18 protein-coding genes and 2 pseudogenes are annotated in these 17,053 nt (G+C 66.4%); 1 reads left to right on the forward strand and 19 read right to left on the reverse strand.

Annotated elements, in window-relative coordinates; translation table 11 throughout:
- Window positions 1-20 precede the first annotated feature (20 nt).
- From rpmC to ngcE, 14 genes are all read right to left on the reverse strand, one after another.
- A complete protein-coding gene (gene rpmC / locus H3H54_RS13900) occupies window positions 21-254 on the reverse strand; it encodes a 50S ribosomal protein L29 (RefSeq protein WP_262424323.1) in 234 nt (77 codons plus the stop codon).
- Complete coding sequence (rplP, locus tag H3H54_RS13905) at window positions 254-673, reverse strand: 50S ribosomal protein L16 (RefSeq protein ID WP_262424324.1); 420 nt, start codon at window positions 671-673, stop codon at window positions 254-256. The genes rpmC and rplP overlap by 1 nt, the downstream gene beginning before the upstream one ends.
- 5 nt (window positions 674-678) lie before the next feature.
- The gene (rpsC, locus tag H3H54_RS13910; RefSeq protein WP_262424325.1) at window positions 679-1,515 is read right to left on the reverse strand and encodes a 30S ribosomal protein S3; all 837 of its coding nucleotides are present in this window, start codon (window positions 1,513-1,515) and stop codon (window positions 679-681) included.
- Window positions 1,516-1,527: 12 nt separating this feature from the next.
- A complete protein-coding gene (gene rplV, locus H3H54_RS13915; protein ID WP_262424326.1) occupies window positions 1,528-1,881 on the reverse strand; it encodes a 50S ribosomal protein L22 in 354 nt (117 codons plus the stop codon).
- 52 nt (window positions 1,882-1,933) lie between these two features.
- The gene (gene rpsS, locus H3H54_RS13920) at window positions 1,934-2,215 is read right to left on the reverse strand and encodes a 30S ribosomal protein S19 (protein ID WP_015776373.1); all 282 of its coding nucleotides are present in this window, start codon (window positions 2,213-2,215) and stop codon (window positions 1,934-1,936) included.
- An 18-nt stretch (window positions 2,216-2,233) separates the two neighbouring features.
- Entirely contained in the window at window positions 2,234-3,070 is an 837-nt protein-coding gene (rplB, locus tag H3H54_RS13925; protein WP_262424327.1) for a 50S ribosomal protein L2, read from the reverse strand.
- A gap of 46 nt (window positions 3,071-3,116) precedes the next feature.
- Window positions 3,117-3,419 carry a 50S ribosomal protein L23 gene (gene rplW, locus H3H54_RS13930; protein WP_316249039.1) on the reverse strand — a complete coding sequence of 101 codons (303 nt, stop codon included), beginning with the start codon at window positions 3,417-3,419 and terminating at the stop codon, window positions 3,117-3,119.
- A complete protein-coding gene (gene rplD / locus H3H54_RS13935; protein WP_262424328.1) occupies window positions 3,416-4,354 on the reverse strand; it encodes a 50S ribosomal protein L4 in 939 nt (312 codons plus the stop codon). Before rplD ends, rplW begins: the two co-directional genes overlap by 4 nt.
- A 5-nt stretch (window positions 4,355-4,359) precedes the next feature.
- On the reverse strand, window positions 4,360-5,040 hold the full coding sequence (gene rplC, locus H3H54_RS13940; protein ID WP_262424329.1) for a 50S ribosomal protein L3: 681 nt from the start codon (window positions 5,038-5,040) through the stop codon (window positions 4,360-4,362).
- 11 nt (window positions 5,041-5,051) lie between these two features.
- A complete protein-coding gene (gene rpsJ / locus H3H54_RS13945; RefSeq protein WP_087484116.1) occupies window positions 5,052-5,360 on the reverse strand; it encodes a 30S ribosomal protein S10 in 309 nt (102 codons plus the stop codon).
- Between the two features lie 521 nt (window positions 5,361-5,881).
- Complete coding sequence (locus tag H3H54_RS13950) at window positions 5,882-6,793, reverse strand: carbohydrate ABC transporter permease (RefSeq protein WP_395962836.1); 912 nt, start codon at window positions 6,791-6,793, stop codon at window positions 5,882-5,884.
- The gene (locus H3H54_RS13955) at window positions 6,790-7,761 is read right to left on the reverse strand and encodes a carbohydrate ABC transporter permease (RefSeq protein WP_262424330.1); all 972 of its coding nucleotides are present in this window, start codon (window positions 7,759-7,761) and stop codon (window positions 6,790-6,792) included. Before H3H54_RS13955 ends, H3H54_RS13950 begins: the two co-directional genes overlap by 4 nt.
- Window positions 7,758-8,123, reverse strand: a complete 366-nt coding sequence (locus H3H54_RS13960) for a hypothetical protein (RefSeq protein WP_262424331.1) — start codon at window positions 8,121-8,123, stop codon at window positions 7,758-7,760. The genes H3H54_RS13955 and H3H54_RS13960 overlap by 4 nt, the downstream gene beginning before the upstream one ends.
- Window positions 8,069-9,223: an N-acetylglucosamine/diacetylchitobiose ABC transporter substrate-binding protein gene (ngcE, locus tag H3H54_RS13965; RefSeq protein ID WP_262424332.1), complete on the reverse strand. Its 1,155-nt coding sequence runs from the start codon at window positions 9,221-9,223 to the stop codon at window positions 8,069-8,071. Before ngcE ends, H3H54_RS13960 begins: the two co-directional genes overlap by 55 nt.
- Before the next feature lie 188 nt (window positions 9,224-9,411).
- On the opposite strand from ngcE, the pseudogene H3H54_RS19070 reads away from it, so the two are divergent.
- Window positions 9,412-9,636 (forward strand): annotated as a pseudogene (locus H3H54_RS19070) (general stress protein); the annotation flags it as partial.
- Between the two features lie 848 nt (window positions 9,637-10,484).
- On the opposite strand, the gene tuf reads toward H3H54_RS19070, so the two are convergent.
- From tuf to H3H54_RS19075, 5 genes and pseudogenes are all read right to left on the reverse strand, one after another.
- Complete coding sequence (tuf, locus tag H3H54_RS13970; RefSeq protein WP_262424333.1) at window positions 10,485-11,672, reverse strand: elongation factor Tu; 1,188 nt, start codon at window positions 11,670-11,672, stop codon at window positions 10,485-10,487.
- 132 nt (window positions 11,673-11,804) lie between these two features.
- Window positions 11,805-13,951: pseudogene (gene fusA / locus H3H54_RS13975) on the reverse strand (elongation factor G).
- A 91-nt stretch (window positions 13,952-14,042) separates the two neighbouring features.
- Complete coding sequence (gene rpsG, locus H3H54_RS13980; RefSeq protein WP_262424334.1) at window positions 14,043-14,513, reverse strand: 30S ribosomal protein S7; 471 nt, start codon at window positions 14,511-14,513, stop codon at window positions 14,043-14,045.
- Window positions 14,513-14,887 carry a 30S ribosomal protein S12 gene (gene rpsL, locus H3H54_RS13985; protein WP_262424335.1) on the reverse strand — a complete coding sequence of 125 codons (375 nt, stop codon included), beginning with the start codon at window positions 14,885-14,887 and terminating at the stop codon, window positions 14,513-14,515. Before rpsL ends, rpsG begins: the two co-directional genes overlap by 1 nt.
- A 659-nt stretch (window positions 14,888-15,546) precedes the next feature.
- Window positions 15,547-16,770 (reverse strand): resuscitation-promoting factor, encoded by a 1,224-nt coding sequence (locus H3H54_RS19075; protein WP_316249041.1) that lies wholly within the window; start codon window positions 16,768-16,770, stop codon window positions 15,547-15,549.
- Window positions 16,771-17,053 lie beyond the last annotated feature (283 nt).

Consider the following 17,053-nt stretch of genomic DNA (forward strand, 5'->3'; position numbering starts at 1 on the left):
CTCTGTTCCTCGCTTCGCGGTCACTCGGCGGCGCCGGGCGCCTGACGGATGCCCAGCTCGCGCTCGCGCAGGATCGTGTAGATCCGTGCGATGTCCTTCTTGACGGACCGCAGACGGGCGGAGTTCTCGAGCTGACCGGTCGCGGACTGGAAACGGAGCTTGAACAGCTCGTCCTTGCCCTTCGCCAGCTCCTCAGCCAGCTTCGCGTCGTCCAGCTTGTCGAGTTCATCGGCGGTGAGCTTGGTCGCTGCCATCAGATGTCACCACTCTCTCGGCTCAGGATGCGGCTCTTCATGGGGAGCTTGTGCTGCGCCAGGCGGAGTGCCTCGCGAGCCACCTCCTCCTCGACGCCGGCGATCTCGAACATGACTCGTCCCGGCTTGATGTTGGCGATCCACCACTCGACGGAACCCTTACCGGAGCCCATGCGGACCTCGGCAGGCTTCTTCGTGAGCGGACGATCGGGGTAGATGTTGATGAACACCTTGCCGCCACGCTTCATGTAGCGCGTCATGGCGATACGTGCGGCCTCGATCTGACGGTTGGTGACGTAGGCGGGCTCGAGAGCCTGGATGCCGTAGTCGCCGAATGCCAGGTCGGTGCCACCCTTGGCCATGCCGGTGCGGTGCGGGCGGTACTGCTTGCGGTGCTTGGTCCTGCGAGGGATCAGCATTTCGCTCAGGCCTCCGTTCCGGGCTGCTGTGCGGGCGCTGCACTCTGCTCGCCGGCGGCGGGAGCGGCCGGAGCCTGCTCCCCACCACGACGCGCAGTCGCGTTGCGCTCGTTGCGACGGCCGCGCGGACGCTCGGCACGCGGGGCGCCACGTCCGCCGGAGCGGGGACCCTGCGAGGCGGCCTGCTGAGCCGCGAGCTCCTTGGCGGTGACGTCGCCCTTGTAGATCCAGACCTTCACGCCGATGCGGCCGAAGGCGGTGCGGGCCTCGTAGAAGCCGTAGTCGATGTTCGCGCGGAGGGTGTGCAGCGGCACGCGGCCCTCGCGGTAGAACTCGTTACGGCTCATCTCGGCGCCGCCGAGGCGACCGGAGACGGCCACTCGGATGCCCTTCGCACCGGCGCGCTGCGCGGACTGCATGCCCTTACGCATCGCACGGCGGAAGGAGACGCGGGCGGCGAGCTGCTCGGCGATGCCCTGAGCGACCAGCTGAGAATCGGCCTCGGGGTTCTTGACCTCGAGGATGTTCAGCTGGATCTGCTTGCCGGTGAGCTTCTCGAGCTCACCGCGCAGCCGCTCGGCCTCCGCGCCACGACGCCCGATGACGATGCCCGGGCGGGCGGTGTGGAGGTCCACGCGGACACGGTCTCGGGTGCGCTCGATCTCGACCTTGGAGATGCCGGCCCGCTCCATGCCCTTGGACATGAGGTTGCGGATCGCGACGTCTTCCTTCACGTAGTCGCGGTAGCGCTGACCCTCCTTGGAGGAATCAGCGAACCACCGGCTCGTGTGCTCCGTGGTGATCCCGAGTCGGAACCCGTTGGGATTGATCTTCTGACCCATACGTACGGCTCCTTACTTGTTCACGGGAGCGACCACCACGGTGACGTGGCTGGTGCGCTTCTTGATCTGGAAGGCTCGACCCTGTGCACGCGGCTGGAACCGCTTCATGGTCGGACCCTCATCGACGAATGCGGCAGAGACGGCGAGTTCGCGCTCATCGAAGCGCTCCCCTGCCTGATCTGCCTTCACCCGCGCGTTGGCGATCGCGGACTCGACGAGCTTGAGGACGGGCTCACTGGCGGACTGCGGAGCGAACCGCAGAATGTCCAGGGCCTCGGCCGTGCTCTTGCCACGAATCAGGTCCACAACGCGGCGAGCCTTCATGGGCGACATGCGGAGATGCCGCACCTGCGCCTTGGCTTCCATTGCTGTCCTGCTTTCTTCTGGATGTCGGGACGTGCTGCCGCACTGACCGAGGTCAGCGACGACGGCCCTTTCTGTCGTCCTTCTCGTGGCCCTTGAAAGTCCGCGTGGGAGCGAACTCGCCGAGCTTGTGACCGACCATCGACTCGGTGACGAACACCGAGACGTGCTTGCGGCCGTCGTGCACTGCGAAGGTGTGGCCGAGGAAGTCCGGGGTGATGACCGAACGACGCGACCAGGTCTTGATGAGGTTCTTGGTGCCCTTCTCGTTCTGGACATCCACCTTCTTCTGAAGGTGGTCGTCCACGAAGGGGCCCTTGGCGATACTGCGAGGCATAGTTCCTGGTTCTCCCTATCAGCGCTTCTTGCCGGACCGACGGCGGCGCACAATGAGCTTGTCGCTCTCCTTGCCGGGGCGGCGGGTGCGACCCTCGAGCTGACCCCAGGGCGACACCGGGTGACGGCCACCGGAGGTGCGGCCCTCGCCACCACCGTGAGGGTGGTCGACAGGGTTCATGACCACGCCACGGACGCGCGGACGCTCACCCTTCCAGCGCATGCGGCCGGCCTTGCCCCAGTTGATGTTCGACTGCTCGGCATTGCCGACCTCGCCGATGGTGGCGCGGCAGCGGGCGTCGACGTTGCGGATCTCGCCGGAGGGCATGCGCAGCTGCGCATAGGGGCCTTCCTTCGCGACCAGCTGGACGGAAGCGCCAGCGCTGCGTGCGATCTTCGCTCCGCCACCGGGGCGCAGCTCGATCGCGTGCACAACGGTGCCCAGGGGGATGTTGCGCAGCGGCAGGTTGTTGCCGGGCTTGATGTCCGCGCCCGGACCGTTCTCGATCCAGTCGCCCTGCCGCAGCTTGGCCGGCGCGAGGATGTAACGCTTCTCGCCGTCCAGGTAGTGCAGCAGCGCGATGCGCGCGGTGCGGTTCGGGTCGTACTCGATGTGAGCGACCTTCGCGTTGATGCCGTCCTTGTCGTGACGGCGGAAGTCGATCACGCGGTAGGCCCGCTTGTGGCCGCCGCCCCGGTGACGGGAGGTGATACGACCGTTGCTGTTACGACCGCCGGACTTGGACAGCGGACGCACCAGCGACTTCTCCGGCGTGGACCGGGTGACCTCGACGAAGTCGGCGCCACTCGAGCCACGACGACCGGGCGTGGTCGGCTTGCTCTTACGAATTGCCATGTGGGTTTCCCTCAGACTCTCTTCGGCTCCTCGGATATCGGCCGCCTCAGGCGACCGACCCTCCGAAGATGTCGATGGCTCCGTCAGTCAGGGTGATCACGGCGCGCTTGGTGTCCTTGCGCTTGCCGGTCCCGAAGCGCGTGCGGCGCGACTTGCCCTGACGGTTGATCGTGTTCACCGAGGAGACCTTGACGTCGAAGACCTTCTCGACGGCGATCTTGATCTCGGTCTTGTTGGCGTCGGCAGCCACCAGGAAGGTGTACTTGCCCTCGTCCATCAGCCCGTAGCTCTTCTCGGAGACCACCGGGGCCAGCAGGACGTCGCGCGGATCCTTGTTCAGCGAGGTCACTTCGACTCCTCCTCAGCCGGGGTGGACTCCTTGACCGCGTTCACGAATCCGGCGGCCTTGGCGGCCTCCTCAGTCGCGAACCAGGCCTCGGCCTTGGTACGGCCGTACCACGGGGAGTCCGGGGTGTGGAACTTCATCGAGCCCTGGTTGCCCTTGATCGTGAAGCCCTCAGGAGCGGAGCCGTCGGCCGTGGGGGCCGCCGATCCCTCGCCGAAAGGCGCTTCCTTCGCAGCGGCCGGGGCAGCGGCGGCGGATGCCGGCGCAGCCTTCGCAGCAGCGAAGTCCGAGGTGGGCAGGGTCAGGGTTGCCTGGGCCACGAAGTCCTCGAGCGCAGCAGCGGTGAAGACCACGTCGTCGGCGAGCATGACGTCGTAGGTGTTCACCTGGTCCGCGTACAGGACGTGGGTGGTCGGCAGGTTGCGCGAGCTCAGCGCGCCCAGGTCGTCATCACGACGCACGACCACCAGCAGGTGGCGACGGTCGGAGATGTTCGCCAGGGTCTGGCGGACGGCCTTGGTGGATGCGACGTCGCCCTCGAGCAGCGAGGAGACGACGTGGACACGGCCGTTGCGGGCCCGGTCGGAGAGGGCACCGCGCAGGGCGGCGGCCTTCATCTTCTTCGGGGTGCGCTGGCTGTAGTCACGCGGGACGGGACCGTGGACGACACCGCCGCCGGCGAACTGCGGGGCGCGGAGGGAGCCCTGACGGGCACGACCGGTGCCCTTCTGCTTCCAGGGCTTCTTGCCGCCGCCACGCACCTCGGCGCGGGTCTTGGTCTTGTGGGTGCCCTGGCGGCCTGCCGCCTGCTGGGCGACGACCACCTGGTGGATCAGGGGCACGTTGGTCTGCACGTCAAAGATCGACGCAGGCAGCTCGACGGAGCCGGACTTCTTGCCGGCCGGATCGAGCACGTCGACAGTGAGGTTCGCTGCCATCGGGCTCAGGCCTCCTTCGCGGGGCTCTTGACAGCCGAGCGGACGAGCACGAGGCCGCCCTTGGGGCCGGGAACGGCACCCTTGACGAGCACCAGGCCCTTCTCGACGTCGACCGCGTGAACGGTCAGGTTCTGGACACTAGTGCGGTCGCCGCCCATGCGGCCAGCCATGCGCTGACCCTTGAACACGCGACCGGGGGTGGAGGCGCCACCGATGGAACCGGGCTTGCGGTGGTTCCGGTGCTGGCCGTGAGACGCTCCCGCGCCGCCGAAGCCGTGACGCTTCATGACGCCCGCGGTGCCCTTGCCCTTGGAAGTGCCGACGACGTCGACCTTCTGGCCGGACTCGAACACCGAGGCGTCGAGCTCCTGGCCGAGGGTGTAGTCAGCGGCGTCAACGGTGCGCAGCTCGACGAGGTGACGGCGCGGGGTCACGCCGGCCTTCTCGAAGTGGCCCTTGAGCGGCGCCGACACCTTGCGGGGGTCGATCTGCCCGTAGGCGATCTGCACGGCGTCGTAGCCGTCGGCCTCGATGGACCGGATCTGGGTGACGACGTTCGCACCGGTCTGCACGACGGTCACGGGGACGAGCTTGCCGTTCTCGTCCCAGACCTGGGTCATGCCGAGCTTGGTGCCGAGCACGCCGGACACCGGACGGGCCTTCTGGCCGGTCAGTTCGTTGCTCATCTCCACCACCCTCAGAGCTTGATCTCGATGTTGACATCCGCGGGCAGGTCGAGGCGCATGAGCGAGTCCACAGCCTTGGGCGTGGGATCGACGATGTCGATCAGTCGCTTGTGCGTGCGCATCTCGAAGTGCTCACGGGAGTCCTTGTACTTGTGGGGAGAACGGATCACACAGAACACGTTCTTCTCCGTCGGCAGCGGCACCGGGCCCACGACCGTCGCACCAGCGCTGGTGACCGTATCCACGATCTTGCGCGCGGAAGTGTCGATCACCTCGTGGTCGTACGACTTGAGCCGGATGCGGATCTTCTGTCCCGCCATGGCGTCCTGTCTCTCTTCTTCGTCTGGCATGGATGCAACCCGCTCCCGGTACCCGAGGACGGGCGTGTCGGCCTGTGCAGGGCATATGAGCCCAGCATGAACCGCCGTGAGCCGGCTGCAGCTGCGTCGAATCCCTCTTTCGATGCGCGATCGATGCCATGGGCAAGGTTCGCATCCTCGGGACGGGCCTCATCCGGTGATCATTCGCCGAGGTTCACCCTCGGAGAACGGAACCGGGCATGTCGGCCCGCGCAGACAACTTGAACAGTCTGCCAGACAGCGGACTCCCCACACAAGGGAGGGGCGGGTGCGGCCGATCACAGAACCGCCTCGCACGGGCCCGGTTCGCCGGCGCGTCACCACGCCCGCCGCCACAGCCACGCGGCCGCACCACGCGCCGCAGCAGTGGTCCCACGCATGAAGGGCCCGGGCGCGTGCGTCCGGACCTCTCCATGCTCTCACTGCACGTGCTCTCTTCGCACGCACACTCACCGCGCACCCTCACCGCACAGGATGAGGTGTCACTTGTCCGTGCCTGGTCCGATCCCGCCCTGCAGCTGGCGCTGGAAGATCAGGTAGACGATCAGCACCGGGACGATCGTGATCGTCACGGAGGCGAACATCGCTCCCCAGTCCGAGTCGTACCCCTGCTGTGCCTGCATGTTCGCGAGCCCTTGGGCAAGGACGTACTTGTCCCGATCAGTGTTCAGCACGATCGGGATCAGGAACTGATTCCACAGACCCAGGAAGTTGAAGATCGTCACGCTGGCCATGCCGGGGCCCGCCATCGGCAGCATCACCTGGAAGAAGGTCCGGAAGTCCCCTGCGCCATCGATCGCCGCCGCCTCCGCGATCTCCTCGGGCAGCTGCCGGAAGAAGGCGTAGAGGAAGAAGACCGTGAACGGGAGCGCGAAGCCCACGTAGGCCAGGATGAGGCCGATATACGTGCCCCGGATGTACAGCGACTCCATGATGAAGAACAGCGGCACCACGGCGAGGAACAGCGGGAACGTGAGCCCGGCGATCAGGCCGTAGTACAGCACCTGTCGGCCCGGGAATTCGTACCGGGCCAGTACATAGGCGCACATCGCCCCGAGCAGCATGACCAGGACCAGCGCGGCACCCACCACCAGCACGGTGTTGCCGAAGAACCGGCCGATGCCGGCTTCCGTCCACGCGGTGACGAAGTTGTCGAAGTTCCATTCCTCCGGCATGGCGAATGGGGAGGACAGGATCCCGCCAGAGCTCTTGAACGAGCTGAAGACTGTCCACAGCAGCGGCAGCAGCACGACCAGTGCCCACAGCGAGAGGATGGTCTGAGCGACCACGGTGAACACGCGGTCCCTCGGAGCCATCCGGCGCCGGCGCGGCTTGACGGGCGTGCTGGCGGAGCGGGCCGGGACGGACCGTGGCTCCTCGAGATCGACGCTCATCGCTCCCCCTTCTGCCGGGTGCCGAACAGGACGATGACGGCCATCAGCATCGTGATCAGCGCCATCACCACGCCCATCGCCGAGGCGAGACCGAAGCGGGAGTCACTGAATGCTGTCTGGTACAGATATCTCGAGACCACTTCGGTGCTCTTGCCGAGCCCGCCGTTCGGGGTCATGACGTTGATGTACACGAACATGTCGAGCGCCATGATCCCCATGTACACCGCCGCGGTGGAGACGTTCTCCCGCACCATCGGCAGGATCACCGCCACGGAGAGCCGGAACCGGCCAGCGCCGTCGATGCGAGCCGCCTCGACCACCTCGGAGGGGATCGACTTGATCGCCGCGACGAACAGGACCATGTAGAAGCCCACCAGGCTCCACACCACGGCAGCCACAATCGCTGCCAGCGCGAAGCGTCGATCACCCAGCCACGCGATGTGGATGTCCAGCCCCACCAGGTTCAGCAGCCCGTTCAGGAGCCCGCCGTTGGGCGAGTAGATGAACGCGAAGAGGATCCCGACGACCACCGCAGGGATGACGTAGGGGAAGAAGCTGACAACCCGGAAGATCGTCGCGCCGCGGATGCCGCGGATCGTGCCGCGGCTGTCCCCGCCCACAGTCACCAGGATGGCAAGGATGAAGGCGAGGGTGATGGTCACGGTGGGCAGCACGATCATGAAGATCATGTTGTTGCGCAGTGCGCGACGGAACACGTCGTCGTGGAACAGCGTGATGTAGTTGTCCAGCCCGATGAACTGCGGCGCCCTGGCCAGGCCGCGCCAGTCGGTCAGGGAGTAGTAGAACGCCTGCACGAACGGCGAGACCACGAACACGACGTAGATCAGCATCGGCAGGCCGAGGAAGAGCGCGAAGAACAGCACTCGGGCGGGAGTGATACGGGCCCGCCGCCCCCGGGAGCGCGGGACGCTCTCCGGGGGTGCGGTGGTGGGGACTACCGCCATCATTCGACGTCGAACTTCTCGATGCTGTCGTCCTCGCGAACCTTGTCGATCGCTGCCTGCGACCGCTCGCGCGCCTCATCTGCAGTGATGTCGCCGTTGAGGAACTCGGCCCACAAGGGCTTGAAGTCATCGCCCATGCCGTACCAGTCGGTGAAGTTGAACGTGAAGACGTCCTCCCCGGCGGCATCGATCATGGAGCTGACCGAGGCCAGGCCCGTCGAGCCGAAGCCGTCCTCGGGGATGGTGTCCTTGACGATCGTCATCGACGAGGTGAGCTTGGAGAAGTTCTCGCACTGCTCCTTGGACAGCATCACGCGCAGGAACTCGAGACCACCGGCTCCGTTGGCCGCCTTGCTGGGGACCATGAACGGCTCTCCGGCCGCGCCGTGGATGGCAGCCTCCCCATCGCCGCACCGTCCGTGAGCATCGGGGTCGCTGCGCCGGTCATGGCGTAGTCCTCGGGCGTGGTGCTGCGCTGCTCGTTCTCGATCCAGGACCCTGAGGGGTACATGACCGCCTTGCCGGTCACCCACTCCGTCTGCGCCTCGGTGTGCTTGATGCCCGCGCCGCCGGCGAGGAAGTAGCCCTCCTTGACGGCCTCCTCGATCGCGGCGAAAGCATCGACCACGGTGGCCTGCTCGTACGCGCCCTCCTCGAGGCGGTCGAGTGCCTTGGCGACGTCCGTGCCGCCTTCCTTGATCGCCATCGACAGGGCAAGCTCGTGGTAGTAGTCGGCGGCGTTCTGGCCACCCCAGGCGAACATGGCCAGATCCTGGCCCTTGGCCTCCTCGGCGATGGTCATGACGTCGTCCCAGGTGGCGGGGGCTGCCCAACCGTTGTCCTCGAACTGCTTGGCCGAGTACCACAGGGCGAACACGGTGTACATGTAGTTCAGCGCGTACAGCTTGCCGGAGTAGGTGCCCGGCACGAGGACTCCGGGCAGCAGGGAATCGCTGATGGTGCCACCGTCGAGCGAGGGGGCCTCGATCAGAGCGCCGAGATCTGCAAGGCTGCCTTCGGAGATCAGAGCGCTGGCGTTCATGGACTGCGCGCCGGAGTTGTCGAACAGGTCCGGCGGATCACCGCCGATGAAGCGCGGCTGGAGATCGGGCTGGATGTTCACAGTCGAGGTCACATCGGCCGTCGCGTCGGGATAGAGCTCCTCGAACTTCGTCCCGGCATCCTTCGCGTACTGGTCGCCGTAGCCGCCGTTGAAGATCACCACATCAACCGTCGAGTCAGCCTCGACGCCGAAGGGGTTGTCCTCGCTGACGTCGCCGCCGCCCTCTGCGACGGCGCCGCCACCGCTGTCACTTCCGTCGTCACCACCGTCACCGCCGCCGGTGGCGCAGGCGCTCAGAGCCACGGCACCGGTGCCGAGGGACGCGAGCGAGAGGAAGCGGCGCCGGGAAGCGCCCATCTTGTCCAGTGGAGTTTCGAGCAGGGGATCGCGCTGTGCGTCCATGGTCTCCTCATTCGTTGTTCGTCTTTGAATACGAGTGCTGTACTGGACACTAGCCCTTCAGTGTTGCAAGTCACGTCATTTTTAGGGGGCGCGTCTCCAATCGTTATCTGCAACATCCTGGTCCCATGCGGGTGAGACCCAGCAACTTCCCTCATGACTGCTCTACCGTGGGCTCCATGAGCCAGCCCATGCAGTCACCTCGCTCCGCGTCGCCGCTGACAGCGCGCCTGTACGACCTGGAGTATCCGCGTTCCCTCGGGGTGTACAACACCTACCAGGAGGTCCAGTCCGTCGTGGACACCCTGGCGGACAACCACTTCCCTGTCCAGAGCACTCTGATCGTCGGCACGGACCTGAAGCTGATGGAGCGGGTCACCGGGCGCAAGACCTGGCCGCGCGTGATCGGACAGGGCGTGCTGTCGGGCCTGTGGATGGGTCTCTTCCTCGGCCTGATCCTGCTGCTGATCAACCCGGGGAACTTCATGATCGTGGTGACGAGCATCCTCATGGGCATGGTGTTCTTCACCGTCTGGACCGTGATCGGGTACGCGATGACAGGGGGCAAGCGGGACTTCACCTCCATGACGTCGACCATCCCGATGCAGTACGAGCTCCTGGTCGAGCACAAGCACGCCGCCCAGGCGCGCCAGATCCTCGCAGACTCGGGTGCCGGCCCCGTCCCCACCGTCGGGCCTGAGACCGGAGCGATGCCCGGGCACTCCCCGCCCCGCAGGCGAGCCGCGGTCAGCAGTTCGGAGCACCGTCGCCGCAGCCCGGTGTTCCCGCCCCGACGGCTCCCGGTCGGCCCAGCTATGGCCAGCCCGCACCGAGCAGCAGTCTCTCGCCGGACCAGGCTCGAGCTCAGCGCCCCAGCTTCGGCAAGCCGGCCGGTGCGCCGCTGCACGAGAGCAGCCCTGCACGCTCCACGCCGTCCGAGCCACCCGCCTACGGGTCCTACGGAGCCCCCGGCCCGTCTGCCGGAGCTGCGCAGCGCCCGCCCATCGCGGAGGAAGACGAGCGCGACCACCGGCCTGCATCCCAGGACGACCGGCCGACAGGCTGACACCGCGGCGGGCTCATGGGATGGCCCCCGCATCGACGCGCTGAGCGTGCGATGCGGGGGCCATCCGATGTCCGGGGTCGCGCACCGCTCCCCACAGCTGCGAAAGGGCCCCGTACCGGTCAACCCGGTACGGGGCCCTTCTGCTGTTCAGCGCCCGCAGTGCGAGAGCCTCACGTCAGCGGGGTCTCCCCGCTCAGATCACTTGGTGATCTTGGTGACGCGGCCGGAGCCCACGGTGCGGCCACCCTCACGGATGGCGAAGCCGAGGCCCTCCTCCATGGCGATCGGCTGGATCAGCTCGACCGACATCTCGGTGTTGTCGCCGGGCATGACCATCTCGGTGCCCTCGGGCAGCGTGATGACGCCGGTGACGTCGGTGGTCCGGAAGTAGAACTGCGGACGGTAGTTCGAGTAGAACGGGTTGTGACGGCCGCCCTCGTCCTTGGACAGGATGTAGACCTGCGCCTCGAACTCGGTGTGCGGGGTGATCGAACCCGGCTTCACGACGACCTGGCCACGCTCGACGTCCTCACGCTTGGTGCCACGCAGCAGCAGACCGCAGTTCTCGCCGGCCCATGCCTCGTCCATCTGCTTGTGGAACATCTCGATGCCGGTGACGATCGTCTTCTGCGGCTCACGGATGCCGACGATCTCGATCTCCGAGTTGATGTTCAGCTTGCCGCGGTCGACCTTGCCGGTGACGACGGTTCCACGACCCTGGATCGTGAAGACGTCCTCGATCGGCATCAGGAAGGCCTGGTCGAGGTCGCGGACCGGGTCCGGGATCGACTCGTCGACGGCGTCCATGAGCTCCTCGATGGACTTGACCCACTTCTCGTCGCCCTCGAGCGCCTTGAGAGCGGACACCTGGATGACCGGTGCGTCCTCATCGAAGCCCTGAGCGCCCAGCATCTCGCGGACCTCCATCTCGACGAGCTCGAGGATTTCCTCGTCGTCGACCATGTCGGACTTGTTGAGAGCTGCCAGCAGGTACGGAACGCCGACCTGCTTGGCGAGCAGCACGTGCTCACGGGTCTGAGCCATCGGGCCGTCGGTGGCGGCGACCACGAGGATCGCGCCGTCCATCTGAGCGGCGCCGGTGATCATGTTCTTCACGTAGTCGGCGTGGCCGGGGGCGTCGACGTGCGCGTAGTGACGCTTGTCGGTCTCGTACTCGATGTGCGAGACGTTGATCGTGATGCCGCGCTGCTTCTCCTCGGGCGCGTTATCGATCGTGTCGAAGTCGCGCGCCTGGTTGAGCTCGGGGAACTTGTCGTACAGGACCTTCGAGATCGCAGCGCTCAGCGTGGTCTTGCCGTGGTCGACGTGACCGATGGTGCCGATGTTGACGTGCGGCTTGGTCCGCTCGAACTTGGCCTTCGCCATGATGGTGTCCTCCTAGGACTTCTAATCGTGGTACTTCTGGATCGGGATCGGAATCCCGCCTCGACGAGGCGGAAGCCCCGATGGGAGCGTGGGGGAAACAGGAGAAGGAGCCTACCTGCTTCCCCCGACTCCTCACTCGCCCCGGGTCTTCGCGACGATCTCCTCAGCGATGCTGGCGGGGACCTCCGCGTAGCTGTCGAACTGCATCGTGTACATCGCACGACCCTGGGTCTTGGACCGCAGGTCGCCGACGTAGCCGAACATCTCCGACAGCGGGACGAGAGCACGGACGATCTTGACCCCGCTCGCGTCCTCCATCGACTGCACCTGACCTCGCCTGGAGTTCAGGTCGCCGATGACATCTCCCATGTACTCCTCAGGAGTACGGACCTCGACGTCCATGAGCGGCTCGAGGATGATCGGCTGCGCCTTGCGCAGGGCCTCCTTGGCCGCCATGGAGCCGGCGATCTTGAAGGCCATCTCCGAGGAGTCGACGTCGTGGAATGCGCCGTCGAGCAGGGAGGCCTTCACGTTCACGACCGGGTAGCCGGCGGTGATGCCGCCCTGGAGGGCGTCCTGGATGCCTGCGTCCACGCTCGGGATGTACTCGCGCGGGATGCGGCCACCGGTGACCTTGTTCTCGAACTCGTAGAACACGCCTTCCTCGGCGTCGGTCAGCGGGCCGAAGGTGAGCTGGACCTTCGCGAACTGGCCGGAGCCACCGGTCTGCTTCTTGTGGGTGAAGTCGAACTTCTCCACCGTCCGCTTGATCGTCTCGCGATAGGCCACCTGCGGCTTGCCGATGTTGGCCTCGACGTTGAACTCGCGACGCATGCGGTCCACGAGGATGTCGAGGTGCAGCTCGCCCATGCCCTTGATGACGGTCTGGCCGGTCTCTTCGTCCTGCTCGACCTGGAAGGTGGGATCCTCCTTGGCGAGCTTCTGGATGGCCACACCCAGCTTCTCCTGGTCGCCCTTGGTCTTGGGCTCGATCGCCACCGAGATGACCGGATCCGGGAAGCTCATGGACTCGAGCTGGATCGGGTTCGCCGGATCGGTGAGGGTGTCACCGGTGGTGGTGTCCTTCAGACCGATGAACGCGTAGATGTGGCCCGCGAAGGCCTCCTCCACCGGGTTCTCCTTGTTGGAGTGCATCTGGAACAGCTTGCCGACGCGCTCCTTCTTGCCGGTGGTGGCGTTCAGGATCTGCACGCCCTGGTGCACCTGGCCGGAGTAGACGCGCACGTAGGTCAGCGAACCGAAGAACGGGTGCGCTGCGACCTTGAAGGCGAGGCCGGAGAAGGGCTCGTCCCAGTCAGGCTTGCGGGTCAGCTCGACCGACTCGTCGTTCGGCTTGTGGCCCACCATCGGGGGACGTCGAGCGGCGAGGGCAGGTAGTCGATGACAGCGTTGAGCACGGGCTGGATACCCTTGTTCTTGAACGCGGTGCCACAGAAGACCGGGTAGGCCTCCGAGTTGACGGTCATCGAGCGGATGCCGGCCTTGAGCTGATCGAGCGTCAGGTCGCCCTCTTCGAGGTAGGCGTCCATGAGCTCCTCGGAGCTCTCGGCGACGTCCTCGACGAGCTTGCTGCGGTACTCCTCGACGACATCGGCCAGATCCTCGGGGATCGGGATCTCGCGCTGCCACTGGCCGAGCGAGGGGTCACCCTTCTTCGAGTTGATCGCCGGCATGTCCTCTTCGAGCGTGTCCGGCCACTCGTAGGCCTTCATCTCGACCAGGTCGACGACGCCGCGGAAGTCATTCTCCGCGCCGATCGGCACCTGCATGACCAGCGGCTTGGCGCCGAGGCGGTCGGTGATGGTGCCCACGGTGAAGAAGAAGTCGGCGCCGAGCTTGTCCATCTTGTTGACGAAGCAGATGCGCGGGACCTCGTACTTGTCGGCCTGGCGCCAGACGGTCTCCGACTGGGGCTCCACGCCCTCCTTGCCGTCGAACACTGCGACAGCGCCGTCGAGCACGCGCAGCGAGCGCTCCACCTCGACGGTGAAGTCGACGTGACCGGGGGTGTCGATGATGTTGATCTGGGCGTCGTGCCAGTAGCAGGTCGTCGCGGCCGACGTGATCGTGATGCCGCGCTCCTTCTCCTGCTCCATCCAGTCCATCGTGCCGGCGCCGTCGTGGGTCTCGCCCATCTTGTAGTTCACGCCGGTGTAGAAGAGGATGCGCTCGGTCGTGGTGGTCTTGCCAGCATCGATGTGAGCCATGATGCCGATATTGCGGACCTTGTTCAGGTCGCTGAGCACTTCAAGTGCCACGGGCTTGTGCCTTTCTGGAGAACGGATGCCGGTGGAGCTGCCGAAGGACAGTAGGTGGGGTTCGCCCGGAAGGGCGAACCCCACCGTGCACTCACCAGCGGTAGTGAGCGAAGGCCCGGTTGGACTCGGCCATCTTGTGGGTGTCCTCGCGACGCTTGACAGCGGCGCCGAGGCCGTTCGAGGCGTCCAGGATCTCGTTCATCAGACGCTCGGTCATGCTGTTCTCGCGGCGGGCACGGGAGTAGCTGACGAGCCAGCGCAGCGCAAGAGTGGTGGAACGACCGGGCTTGACCTCGATCGGCACCTGGTAGGTCGCGCCGCCGACTCGGCGGGAGCGGACCTCGAGGCTCGGACGGATGTTGTCCAGAGCCTTCTTCAGGGTGACGACCGGATCCTGGCCGTTCTTCTCGCGGGCACCCTCGAGGGCGCCGTAGACGATGCCCTCGGCGACGGTCTTCTTGCCGTCGAGGAGGATCTTGTTGATGAGCTGGGTGACCATCGGCGAGCCGTAAACGGGGTCGACGGCCAACGGGCGCTTGGGAGCGGGGCCCTTACGAGGCATTACTTCTTCTCCTTCTTGGCGCCGTAGAGGGAGCGCGCCTGCTGGCGGCCCTTGACGGACTGGGTGTCCAGAGCGCCGCGCACGATCTTGTAGCGCACGCCGGGGAGGTCCTTCACACGACCGCCGCGAACGAGCACGATCGAGTGCTCCTGGAGGTTGTGGCCCTCGCCGGGGATGTAGGCGGTGACCTCGACGCCGGTCGACAGCTTCACGCGTGCGATCTTGCGCAGCGCCGAGTTCGGCTTCCTAGGGGTCTGGGTGTAAACGCGCGTGCAGACACCGCGGCGCTGGGGCGAACCCTGGAGCGCGGGCGTCTTCGAGGAGGACGATCGAGCGTCCCTCCCCTTGCGCACCAACTGCTGAATAGTGGGCACAGCTTCTCTTCCTTGTCAGCCCTCGGAGCTGTTGGCACCGAAGGATCAACATCTTCGACCGCTCGCGCGGCCGGCGACCCGTGTGCGCCGTCCCTATGGCCCGGGATACTTGGCGACTCGACCCGCCCGTCAGGTGATGGCACCTTCCGGGCGTCCAGGAGGACCGTGATCGGTGCCCAGGGGCAGGGGGCCGGGCATGGCCTCCGTTCCCACATTCGGGCACACCGCAAGGATCCGCTCCTCGCGGGGGACATCCTCCGCCGGCCCCGGAGGGCCCACGGATCAGTCCCGGGTCACGACCAGAGGGCACTCCGGACGCATACGCAGTCTACTGAGATCCGCGCGATGCGGTCAAAGCTTCTCCGGGGTTCCGACACAGATCACATGACGCCACGTGACCGGCAGCTTGCATCCCGGTGAAGCCCCGGGATACCAGCAGCGCTCCCCCAGGTCAGCGGCCTGCCACGCTTCTGAAGCTATTTCGTCGATCAGGACCCCGCCGGACGGCTCCGTGTGCGGGACGGTGCGCTCCCGGCTCAGGATCGACCTGGAACGCGCCGCCTGCGTCGCGCGCGGTCCGCGTCTCACCACGACGGGACCCCGAAGCCGAAGCCCGGGGTCCCGTGGTGGAGCAGCACGTCAGTGCGTCAGCAGGTTGCTCAGCGGATGCCGAGCTGCGAGGTGCAGGACGGCCAGGCGCCCCAGCCCTGCGAGGCCTGGGTCTTCTTGGCGATGGCGATCTGCTGCTCGCGAGTGGCGAGGTTCGCGGTCGGCGCGTACTTCCCGCCCCCGTAGCCGAGCCAGGTCGACTTCGAGAACTGCAGTCCGCCGTGGTAGCCGTTGCCGGTGTTGATGGACCAGTTGCCACCGGACTCGCACTGGGCCAGACGGTCCCAGACGGAACCGGAGGGCGCGGACGGGGCCGAAGCGCCGGTGTTGCCCGACGAGGAAGAGGAGGACGACGACGAGCTGCGATCCGAGCTGCGGTTCGACTTGCTGCCGCTGGAGCGCTGCTCGTTCGAGGAGGTCTCCTCCGGCTCCGGCTGCGGGGCAGCCTTGGTGCCCTTCGCCACGACCTTCGCGGTGGGCTCGGAGACGACCTCCTCCGAGATCACCTCGCTCTCGGTCACCTCGCCGTCGACCGTGGTCTCGACGATGACCTTCTCCGTGGAGCCGGCCTTGCCCTCGGTCGTGGTCTTCGTGGTCCCCTCGAGCAGGTCATCGTCCTCGACGGTCTTCGTCTCGAACGGGATCTCCTCGGTCTCGGTGCGCTCCGCCTCGCGGACGCGCTGGACGGTGTGGGTGACGCCGTCCTCGAGCAGGGTGTCGCGCGGGACGTCGGCGGTGTCGGTGTCCTCGATGTTGCCGAGGACCTTCTCCATGGCCTCGCCGACCGTCAGGGCGGTGACCTCGAAGGTGTCCTCGCCGTACTGACCGGCGAAGGTGACCGTCTTGCGGGTGACGATCTCGACCTCACCGTTCGCGGCGCTGAGAGCCTCCTCGGGCTCCGGCGTGATGCGGGCGCCCTCGGCCTCGTAGTCGGTCTCCTCGAGAGCATCGGCGACGGTGTCACCGGTGGTCAGCAGCTCCTGCTCCACGCCGTCGATGGTGACGGTGACCGGGGTGCGCTGGACGACCTGGATGTCCATGCCGTCGGTGACGGCCTCATCGAGACCGGGCTTCACCAGGTCGGTGTCCTTGACCTCGATGCCCTCGGCGGCGAGCAGGTCACCGACGGTGGGCTGCGAGAAGGTGCGCACCGAGGACTCCTCGCCGTACACGCTGATCTGCGCCTCGTTCGACATGGCGAACGCGGTGCCGCCACCGCCGACAGCGACGACGCACACGGTTGCGGCCGCGAGGATCCACGGGCTCTTCTTCACTGTTCCACCTGTTCCTTGCCGCGGGCATGCGGCGAATCGTGTCGTTCCCTGAGCATCGGGCCCCGCGGGGCGAGGCCTGCAGCTCCGACACGCGCGCGCACTCACGGGGAGGCGCACTAGAAAAGGTCGCGCGGGAACTGCCAGATGCCATGCTTTCCCGATTCGCGCCGTTGTGTAAGGGCAGAGGCCAGAGTTTGAGGAAGCACCCAAGAGGTCTTTACCCTCTCGTGAACCTCGGCGTCTGCCAGGTCACGCTGGGACCGCCTGGGCGGGGCCTGCGGGC

The sequence above is a fragment of the Brachybacterium sp. Z12 genome, from assembly GCF_014400405.1.
Classification (GTDB): Bacteria; Actinomycetota; Actinomycetes; order Actinomycetales; family Dermabacteraceae; genus Brachybacterium.